This window comes from Burkholderia sp. ZZQ-2 (genome assembly GCF_050768715.1).
GTDB classification, from domain to species: Bacteria; Pseudomonadota; Gammaproteobacteria; order Burkholderiales; family Burkholderiaceae; genus Burkholderia; species Burkholderia cepacia.
The window spans coordinates 17,848-27,722 of the sequence record NZ_LDVA01000358.1; the positions used below are offsets into that span (position 1 = coordinate 17,848).

General features: G+C 64.7%; 7 protein-coding genes. 5 read left to right on the forward strand and 2 right to left on the reverse strand.

The features are described 5' to 3' along the window. Positions 1 to 1,792: 1,792 nt before the first annotated feature. Complete coding sequence (locus ABY44_RS35020; protein ID WP_021163674.1) at positions 1,793 to 2,104, forward strand: hypothetical protein; 312 nt, start codon at positions 1,793 to 1,795, stop codon at positions 2,102 to 2,104. 181 nt (positions 2,105 to 2,285) lie between these two features. Here ABY44_RS35020 and gcvA read toward each other — a convergent pair whose 3' ends face one another. After that, positions 2,286 to 3,191, reverse strand: coding sequence for a transcriptional regulator GcvA (gene gcvA / locus ABY44_RS35025; protein ID WP_027792204.1), 906 nt, complete (start codon positions 3,189 to 3,191; stop codon positions 2,286 to 2,288). Between the two features lie 140 nt (positions 3,192 to 3,331). Here gcvA and ABY44_RS35030 point away from each other — a divergent pair, with 140 nt between their 5' ends. Further along, complete coding sequence (locus tag ABY44_RS35030) at positions 3,332 to 4,630, forward strand: adenylosuccinate synthase (protein WP_060170044.1); 1,299 nt, start codon at positions 3,332 to 3,334, stop codon at positions 4,628 to 4,630. A 295-nt stretch (positions 4,631 to 4,925) separates the two neighbouring features. Then, positions 4,926 to 5,867: a LysR family transcriptional regulator gene (locus tag ABY44_RS35035; protein WP_027792207.1), complete on the forward strand. Its 942-nt coding sequence runs from the start codon at positions 4,926 to 4,928 to the stop codon at positions 5,865 to 5,867. Positions 5,868 to 6,077: 210 nt separating this feature from the next. Here the strand turns inward: ABY44_RS35035 and ABY44_RS35040 are convergent, their stop codons facing one another. Further along, a complete protein-coding gene (locus ABY44_RS35040; RefSeq protein WP_060170040.1) occupies positions 6,078 to 7,046 on the reverse strand; it encodes an AraC family transcriptional regulator in 969 nt (322 codons plus the stop codon). Positions 7,047 to 7,641: 595 nt separating this feature from the next. Between ABY44_RS35040 and ABY44_RS35045 the strand changes: the two genes are divergently transcribed. Together ABY44_RS35045 and ABY44_RS35050 are read left to right on the forward strand one after the other, a co-directional pair. After that, positions 7,642 to 8,526 carry a LysR family transcriptional regulator gene (locus ABY44_RS35045; protein WP_060170038.1) on the forward strand — a complete coding sequence of 295 codons (885 nt, stop codon included), beginning with the start codon at positions 7,642 to 7,644 and terminating at the stop codon, positions 8,524 to 8,526. 231 nt (positions 8,527 to 8,757) lie between these two features. Continuing rightward, the coding region (locus tag ABY44_RS35050) for an efflux RND transporter periplasmic adaptor subunit (protein ID WP_431643512.1) at positions 8,758 to 9,875 on the forward strand (1,118 nt) is incomplete at its 3' end.

The following is a 9,875-nucleotide window of genomic DNA, read 5'->3' on the forward strand; positions in this document are numbered from 1 at the left end:
GACCTGAAACCCCAGGCCCTTACACCTGTGCTCCCATAAATGGGTACCGAATACCTGTCAAACCCTTGTGGGATAAGGCTGTGAGCCGTCTAAAAGTAGTTAAAGAAGTAAACGTCGTTAACAAAAGATGTAAACACACGTGCGCGTCCACAGAAAGACGAACCCCATAAACCGCTACCATTGAGTAGCCGTCTATGGTGTTGCAGGCATCTCAAAGCTTCGATTCAGGCCTGGGAAACAGTGGCTTGGCTCCTCGTTCCGCAAAGGTTCCAGGCCCAACAAGGCTTCCAGAAGAGGTGAGTACATACTCACATCGGCTGAAACGTAGAAACTTATGGGAGAAAAACGGGGGGAAACTGCCCGTTTCTAGGTACAGGTTCCCGTTTATGGGATCGAAAAACCGTCCCCGCAGCCTCGCGAATGAACGTTATCGACCGGCAAAGTCGCTCGGCGACCGGAAACATAGATCTCTTCGGTTTCGTTCACAGCAGTTTGAAATCATCCGCTACGGCCGGCGAAGGAATTTTTGCACTCAGGCCTCCTTGTCTGTGAAGAAAGTTCTCCGATCGTCGGCTTGTGCTTCTGGCCAAACCTAGCCTGTCGGCTGTGCACAGAGGAAATCGACGCAACTCGCTTCGCCGCGGCCGGGGGGCGTCCAACTTTCTACCTTTCGCTCCATCAACCGAAAATCAATGCTGTGCCTCCCGTCGACAACGAGAGGCCTAGGAACGGCTTTCCTGAGATCAAGTAGGGGGCGGCATCATTTGCACGTTTCACCGGGTTCTGGGTCGATCCAGCATGCGTTGGGAGCCAACGTGAAGATGGGAGGGATCACGAGGCTCACCACAATCGAATTCGAGCGATGATCCCGAACATTCTCACCTTCCGACACTTTCGGATCTCGTAAAAGCCCACCGGCCTGACGAGGCCGCAGGTATCGGCATGCTGTGCGGGCGGCAATGCTCGCCACGATGCGTTGCGGCCATGGTCGCGGAATGAAAATCCTGTGTTTCGGACACGCCGTCCGATGCGTTCCTGCGCTGAATCGGCCGGATCACACGTTACGGCGACATCATTTCCGCGGACCATGTTCGCCCGACGACCGTGGTGACATCCGCGCTATGCCGTCAGCGCAATCAATCGTGAAGCGCTCCCGGCCGATGTCATCACCGTTGGCAACGTCCACGCCTTTCGTCATACGGACCACACGGCGACCGTATTTGCCCACTAAGGCAGCCCCTGGGGTCACAGTTCAGCGATGGGTTGCCTGATCGAACTGCACACGCTGTGTACGATGCAATCGTGCTTGCCTTGATGTCCGTAACACCGAATCGTGGTCATTTATGGGAGGAACCGTCGCTTGAGCCACGTCGACCGGCAACGTGACACACAGTTCGACTGCTGCGACCGCGGTGATCGTGATTGGCCGAATGACGATCACGTCCAGGGTGAGCGTGCCGGCAACCCCGCCTATGAAACAGTCATGGGTATTTCGCATCACACCTCCATACATCACTCGTCCGCGTCTTCAAGGCGCAGGTACATCGCGGGTGTCCGGCTTCCGCAATGGCGCGATCCACAATTCCTGTCCTGTCAGTGACCGTCCCGGTCGAGTGCCGTCCACGTTTTCTCCCATACGTGTATCCCCGAACTCCGTTGCACGTTGACGCCATATTTTTCACGACGCGGTTATGATGCACAGGTCCCGGATGCGGCATGACAACCGACCGGGGCAGGGGCGGTATCTCGATGGTCTTTCAATCCGTGATAAACCAGAAAAGAGAGTTCAGCGATGCGAATCCAGATCAGAAAACTCACGTTGGCTGCTACCGCAGCCGCGTTCCTGTTCGGCTCGGCAGTTCCCGCGTTTGCGCAGACCGACGCCAGCGCGTCCGCTGCACAGGACGCCAAGGCAGCGAAGAGCCAGGCACGCAAGGCGGCCAGGGCCCAGCGCAAGGCAGAGCACAAGGCTGCGCGTGCGAAGAACAACGCCGAGCTGAAGAAACTCGAAGATGCCGGTTACAAGCCGGCGGCCAATGATCCGAACTATCCGCAGAACCTGCAGAACGCGGAGAAAAAAGCCGGCATCGGCGCAAGCCAGTAAGCGTCGTCCGGCGGCAAGCCACGGATCGATCCGCGGCTTGCCGCATGCGTCGCCGTTCCACGGCGCACATCGAACGCAGCAATCCCGCTATCGACAATAGGCAATACGCAATCCAGTCGCTTGCGTTATTTGATTCGTATTCCTGCATTTCACGGCGCGTGCCATTTGTACACCGACGCGGTCAGTTCCGCCCGCCCGGCGCAGCCGCATTTCCCGTCACCCTCAGCCAGTCCTTGAACGCTCGTACGGCGTCGTCGTTCGCACGTGCGGAGGCGACGTACGTGAAGTAACGCCACGGCGGCAGCGCCGGTTCGCCGAACGGCTGCACGAGCCGACCTTCGGCGATGTCGTCCGCGACGAGCGCGATCGGTCCCATCGCGACGCCGAGCCCGTCGAGCGCGCCCTGGAGCGTCAGGTAGAAATGCTCGAGCGTGAGCGAGTGGCGCGGCACGAGATTCGGATGTCCGGCTGCCGCGAGCCATTCAGGCCACATGCCGGGATAAGTAGCCGCGTGCAGCAGCGTGAAGCCGGCAAGATCGGCGGGCGTATGCAATGGTCGCCCTTCCAGCAGCTTCGGTGCACATACCGGTAGCCGGACTTCCGACAGGAATTCCTCGGCAACGTAGCCGTCGATGGCCTGCGGGCCGCCGCGCACAATCAGGTCGACCTTGTCGCGCAGCTTGTCGATCGGCTCGTTCGACGTCGACAGCCGTACCTCGATGGCTGGATGGGCGACCTGAAACGACGACAGCTTCGGCACCAGCCAGCGCAACGAAAACGTCGCGGGTGCACTGACGCGCAGCACGCGCTGCTGCGCGTGGCCGAAATGCTGCGCGGTGGCGAGCGCGATCCGGTCGAACGACGCGCCGACCTCGGCGAGATACGCGCGGCCCGCGTCGGTCAGCTCGACCCGCCGGTTATGGCGTTCGAACAGCGGCCGTCCGAGCCACGCCTCCAGTTGCTGAACGTGCCGGCTGATCGCGCCGTGGGTCACGCACAGTTCGTCGGCGGCCAGCGTGAAGCTGCCGTGGCGCGCGGCGGCTTCGAACGCGCGCAGCGAATTCAACGGAGGGAGGCGTCGGGCCATTGCATCGTTTCGCGTGATATTTACTCACGCGATGGTACAGGTTTAATCGTTTGATCGGGTGCTCAAGCTCCGCCAATATGGCACACAAACGGCCGGCTCGGCCGAACGATTGTCTGAATTTCTCACATGGAGTGCGGAGCATGCCGAACGTGGTGGTCGTGGGCGCCCAATGGGGCGACGAAGGTAAGGGACGCGTCGTGGACTGGCTGGCGGCAGAGGCCGATCTCGTCGCGCGCTACAACGGCGGCCACAACGCAGGTCATACGCTGGTCGTCGGCGGCAAGACATACAAGCTCGCGCTCCTGCCGAGCGGCATCGTGCGCGGCAAGCGCGGCGTGATCGGCAACGGCGTGGCGCTCGATCCGGAAGCCTTGCTCGCGGAAATCGCGCGGATGGCCGAACTCGGGCTGTCGGTGACGCCGGACAACCTGTCGATCGCCGAGAACGCGACGCTGGTGCTGCCGATCCACCGCGCGATCGACCAGGCTCAGGAGCGTCTGCGCCGCGAGCCCATCGGCACCACGCTGCGCGGGATCGGGCCGGCCTACGAGGACAAGGTCGGGCGTCGCGGGCTGCGCGTCGGCGATCTCGCGGAACCGGGCCGGCTTGCCGCCAAACTGGATGTGCTCGTCGACCATCACAACGCGTGGTTCCGCGGCCTGGGGCTCGACGAGCATTCGCGCGATGCGATGCTGGCAACGCTCGCCGACCTCGCGCCGCGAATCCTGCCGTTCGTCCGCCCCGTCTGGGCCGATCTCAACGACGCAACCGACCGTGGCGAGCGCATCCTGTTCGAGGGGTCTCAAGCCGTGATGCTGGACATCGACTGGGGCACGTATCCGTTCGTGACGTCGTCCGGAACCGTTGCATCGGCGGCGGCGGCCGGCACGGGGCTCGGCGCGTCGAAGCTCGGCCACGTGCTGGGCGTCACCAAGGCGTATGCGACACGGGTCGGCGGCGGCCCGTTCCTCACCGAGCTGTCCGACGCGACTGGCGAAACGCTGCGCGCGCGCGGGCAGGAGTTCGGCGTGAATACCGGCCGGCCGCGCCGCTGCGGATGGCTCGATGCCGCGCAGTTGCGTCAGGCGGTCAGGATTTCGGGCATCGATTCGCTGGCGCTCACCAAGCTCGACGTGCTCGACGGTTTCGAGTCGATCGAGCTGTGCGTCGGCTACGAACTCGATGGCGTGCGGGTCGATCATCTGCCTGCAAGCCTCGATGCGCAGTCGCGTGCGAAACCCGTGTACGAGCGGTTCGACGGCTGGCGCGGCACTGTGAAAGGGGTACGCGAACGCGCGGCGTTGCCGCGCGCTGCGCAGGATTTCATCGCGCGCGTCGAAGCGGTCGCGGGCGCACCGGTATCGATGATCACGACCGGCGCGGAGCGCGACGACACGATCGTGTTGCGCAATCCGTTCGATGCGGCCGCCACGGCCTGATCCGTCATACATGACGTGAATCGTGCGGCGACACCGTGGCCGCCGGGTAGTTTTTGCCGATTCGGCGCGGTTGGCTTGCCGGCGCGTCCGGACATGCACACGAACCGGACGACGCGTGCATGGCGGCCCGGCGACACGATTCGGCATCCGGATCATGCCGCGTGCGGCGAACTGGACACGTCTGCACCGCTGCTGTACTGTTCCGCACAATTCGCGCCAGACCGGCCCGCGCCGGAACCGCTGGCACCATGGGCACACGGTGGCGCGACGTGATCTCAATCCCGGGGACAGGTCGATGGACACGTTACAGATGATGCGCATTTTCGTCCGGGTTGCGGAGGAGGGCAGCTTCACGAGCGCGGCCCAGCGCCTGGACATCACGACGGCCTATGCATCGCGGTCGGTCGCGCAGCTCGAGACGCATCTGCGCACGCGCCTGCTCAACCGCAGCACGCGCCGCATCGCACTGACCGATGCCGGGCAGCGTTATCTCGACCGTTGCCAGCGCATCCTCGGCTATATCGACGAAGCGGAAGCCGAGGCGGCCGATGCACAGGCGAAGCCGTCCGGGCGGCTGCACGTTCATGCGACGACGAGCTTCGGCCAGGCCTACGTGGTGCCCGCGGTCGTGCGTTACCGGCAGCGTTATCCGTCGGTCGCGGTCGAGCTCACGCTGTCGCAGCACGTGCCCGACATCATCGACGAAGGCTACGACGTGTCGCTGCAGTTGAGTGCGACGGAGCTTCCCGATTCGGGGCTCGTGTCGCAGCGGCTCGGCGAGGTGCACAGCGTGCTGTGCGCGTCGCCCGCGTATCTGAAGGAGCGTGGTACGCCGCGTACGGTGCGCGAGCTCGACGGCCACGCGTGCCTGCAGATCGTCACGCCCGTATTTCCGCGCGATCGCTGGCATCTCGACGGCCCCGACGGCCCCGAGACGTTCGACCTGCCGTTGCCGGATTTCCAGGTGAACATCGCCGATGCGCTCGGCGCCGCATTGCGCGCCGGCCTCGGCATCGGTTCGCTGCCGATGTCGTCGGCACTGCCCGCGCTGGCGAGCGGCGCGCTGGTGCGCGTGCTGCCCGACTACCGCTTGCAGAAGCTGACCGTCTATACGCTGTACGCATCGCGCCAGTATCTCGATGCGAAAATCCGCACGTTCGTCGATTTTCTGCGTGAATGCGTACCCGAAATGCTGTCCACCGACGAGGCTGCGCTGAACGCTTCCTGCACGTCCTGAAGTTGCGCCGTCGGCGTGTGAGGATGACGCTGCGCGTCAATCGAACCAATGATATGCAGTCCTGTATTTGAACCGGGTATCGAATTCATCTGCACGACCGGCTCGACCAGGGATGCGCGGGCAACTGGCAGGCCTTTATGAAAGTGCTTGCTTTCGATATCGAACATCGTTGGTTCGGTGCATGGGTGCCTCGCACGTCACGTGCGTGGCCTACGGCGCGACGCGGGATAGTGGCACCGCCTGGTCGCGCAGCTTCACGACATCGCGGCCCGGCGCATCGCCGAAGAGGCGTGCGTATTCGCGGCTGAACTGCGACGCGCTCACATAGCCGACACTGCGGCACGCCTGCTGCGCATCCATTGCCGACAGGCACATCAGGCGGCGTGCCTCCTGCAGCCGCAGCATCTTCTGGCATTGCAACGGGCTCATCGACGTGACCGCGCGGAAGTGGTGATGGAACGTCGACGGGCTCATGTCCACCTGTCGCGCGAGCGATTCGACCGTCATCGGATCGAGGTAGTGGTCGCGGATCCAGGCGACCGCGCGCGAGATGCGCTGCGTCGTCGAGTCGCTCTGGCCGACCTGCGCGACGCGCGCACCCGACGGGCTGCGTAGCAGCCGGATGAGGATTTCGTCGACGATCAGCGGCGCGAGCAGGTCGATGTCGTCGGGTTGTGCGATCAGTTGCATCAGCCGCGCGATGGCGTCGACGATTTCGGGCGGCGCATCGTGCGTGCCGAGTGCGCCGCAGTCGACGGCCTTCGGCAGCCCGCGCGGAAACACGCGTGGTGTGAGCGCCGCGATGCGGGCCGGCTCGAGTTCCAGTTGTGCGTAAAGGAACGGCTCAGCCAGGCTCGCGCGCGTCACGCGGCCGGTGGCGGGCAAGTCGGCAGTCGTAACCAGCATCCGCGATTCGTCGATCACGTAGGCGGCGTCGCCGACCCGTGTCGATTTCGCGCCTTGTCCGACGATGCTCAGGCACGCGTGGTGCACGCCATGGTTCCAGTGTGGCGGCGACGCGGACACGCGTGCGATGCGCAAGCCACGCACCGGGAGCTCGAACGTGCCGTCGTGCGGCGCATAGGCGGCGATCAGCGCAGCGAGCCGGGCCGTTAGTGACCGAGGGGCGTGATCGGGTGCGATGCGCTGTAGCGGCGTCGTTCGGGCGTCGATTTCCATATTGCGTGAGCGGATGACCGAGGGGGCGGTGCAAGGTGCGCGACTGCGATTCCCCGTCGGTGTCCCGGCAGGTGGCTGGCGCGGCGGTCACATCGTACGGCGAGTCGCGCGCACGTGATTGCCTAAATCTGTCGGAAATCAGCCCAATCATCCGGATCTGCACGGCCGGCGGCCGCATTGCCCGTCGTTGCGCAGTGTGCAGCGCACAAATTCGGAAATTAAGGCAAAACAATCGCAGGATCAGGCAAGCCAATTTCCGGTGGTTTTCATACCATTGCACCTGCTGAAAGAAACGTGTTCCAGTGCGCTCGGGCGACGCAGGTATGAGCGTCGCCAGGCCGACGGATGCCGCCGGCGTTGCCGCTGTGAATCGCTGCAAGAGACTCAGGACTGCTATTCGAATATTCGTGCATCGGGCCAGCCGAGGCCGGCTTGCGTCCGTTGCATGCCGGTGCGCGTCCGGCGCGAGCGCGCCGACCGATCCGGCGTGGCCGGCGTCGGTGCCGCCGCATTGGCCGGGCCGTCACATGTCGGTCGGGACGCGGCAGCAGGTGTGCGCGGCCAGGCAGCCGACCGCGCAGGGGAATCCGGACAAATGGACCAACTTCAATCGATTCGGGCATTCGTGACGGTGGCAAGGGAAGGCGGTTTTCGCCGGGCGGCGACGCGGCTGCGCGTGTCGACGGCGATGGCGAGCCGACTGGTCGATGCGCTCGAGACGCGCCTTGGTGCACGCCTGCTTCAACGCAGCACCTGCCACCAGTCGCTGACGGAAATCGGCGAGTTGTATCTCACGCGCGTCGAACGGATTCTCGGGGCGATCGACGAGATCGACGGTCGTTTCGTCGCGATGGGCAGCAAGCCGGAAGGTGCGCTGCGCATTGCCGCGCCGGTCGCGTTCGGGCTCAGCCAGTTGAGCGCGTTGCTCGATCGTTTCGTGAGCCGGTTCCCGGACGTGCGGCCGACCGTGACGCTGACCGACGCCCATATCGATCTGACATCCGAAGACATCGACGTTGCGTTCCTGACCGACGGCATGCCGGTGACAGGTGCGCACGCGTTGCACACGCTGGCCTCTTACGAATCCGTGCGCGTCGCGGCACCGGGTTATGTCGCCGCACACGGCGGCGCGGCTGCGTCGGGCGACTGGCCCGATCTTGCGGCCGTGCGGCTCGATCTGCCGGCCGCCGGCGGCGACGATGCGGCTGCGTTCCGGCCCGACGCCACGCCCGGCGGCAGTCAGGGCGTCGGCCATCTCGAGATGGCACGGCGGCTGGCCGTGGCCGGCATGGGCGCCGCAGTGCTGCCCGCGTATCTCGTCGACGCCGATCTGGCGGACGGCGCGCTGGTGCGCGTTGCACCGGTTCACTCGCTCGCGCCCGTCACGCTGAAGCTCGCGCATGCGCGTACCGCGCGTCTGCCGGCCGCTGCACGGGCATTCGTCGAATTCGCCGGCACCGCGTTCCGGCCCGCGAGTTAGCGGCCCGGTTGGTCGCCGCGGCAACGCCCGCCCGCCAGTGCCGCGGGCTCATGACGCTTTTTCCACGGAAGCAGTTCGACGAACGAACGCTCCGCAGGGCGCAACGAACGCCCGACATACGCAACCGCATCCGCGGCAAACAGGAAGCGACAGCATTCCGGCCGCGCGTGCAGGTTACGAGGAGATCTGGTGATTCCAATTGAAGGTCGTCTATTTGCGAGAGGTCGCTCCATGCGCGTCGAACGGGTTCCATACCGCTTAATCACTGCCGCAACGGCCGCCGTTTTCCTGGCCGCGTGCGGGAAAAAAGAATCGGCACCGCCGCCGCAAACGCCGGAAGTCGGCGTCGTCACCGTCCAGCCGCAAGCCGTACCGGTCTTCACCGACCTGCCGGGCCGCACCAGCGCGTTCCTCGTCGCGCAGGTCCGCGCGCGGGTCGACGGCATCGTGCTGCGCCGTGAATTCACCGAAGGCACCGACGTCAAGGCCGGTCAGCGCCTCTACAAGATCGACCCGGCGCCTTACATCGCGGCGCTGAACAGTGCAAAGGCAACGCTCGCGAAGGCGCAGGCGAACCTCGTCACGCAGAACGCGCTGGTTGCACGCTACAAGGTGCTGGTGGCCGCGAACGCGGTCAGCAAGCAGGACTACGACAACGCGGTGGCCACGCAAGGCCAGGCCGCGGCGGACGTCGCGGCCGGCAAGGCGGCGGTCGATACCGCGCAGATCAACCTCGGCTATACCGATGTCGTTTCGCCGATCACCGGCCGCGTCGGCATCTCGCAGGTGACGCCGGGCGCGTACGTGCAGGCGAGCCAGGCGACGCTGATGTCGACGGTGCAGCAGCTCGACCCGGTGTATGTGGACCTCACGCAGTCGAGCCTCGAAGGGCTGAAGCTGCGCCAGGACGTACAGAGCGGCCGCCTGAAGACGTCCGGCCCGGGCGCGGCGAAGGTGTCGCTGATCCTGGAAGACGGCAAGACCTATTCGGAGCCGGGCAAGCTGCAGTTCTCGGACGTGACGGTCGACCAGACCACCGGCTCGGTGACGATCCGCGCGGTCTTCCCGAACCCGGGCAAGGTGCTGCTGCCGGGCATGTTCGTGCGTGCACGGATCGAGGAAGGCGTGAACGAGAACGCGTTCCTGGTGCCGCAGATCGGCGTCACGCATGACCAGAAGGGTCAGGCGATCGCGATGGTGGTGAACGCCAGCAACAAGGTCGAGCCGCGTCCGCTGAAGACGACGGGCATGCAGGGCCCGAACTGGGTGGTCGAAGGTGGTCTGCAAGCGGGTGATCACGTGATCGTGCAGGGCGTCGACAAGGTGCGCCCGGGTGCGACCGTGAAGAC

Excerpts from the sequence above, each read along its gene's own strand:
- ABY44_RS35045 (WP_060170038.1), top strand. The coding sequence starts at position 7,642 with ATGGACCAACTTCAATCGATTCGGGCATTCGTGACGGTGGCAAGGGAA.
- ABY44_RS35020 (WP_021163674.1), top strand. The coding sequence starts at position 1,793 with ATGCGAATCCAGATCAGAAAACTCACGTTGGCTGCTACCGCAGCCGCG.
- ABY44_RS35035 (WP_027792207.1), top strand. The coding sequence starts at position 4,926 with ATGGACACGTTACAGATGATGCGCATTTTCGTCCGGGTTGCGGAGGAG.
- ABY44_RS35040 (WP_060170040.1), bottom strand. The coding sequence starts at position 7,046 with ATGGAAATCGACGCCCGAACGACGCCGCTACAGCGCATCGCACCCGAT.
- ABY44_RS35030 (WP_060170044.1), top strand. The coding sequence starts at position 3,332 with ATGCCGAACGTGGTGGTCGTGGGCGCCCAATGGGGCGACGAAGGTAAG.
- gcvA (WP_027792204.1), bottom strand. The coding sequence starts at position 3,191 with ATGGCCCGACGCCTCCCTCCGTTGAATTCGCTGCGCGCGTTCGAAGCC.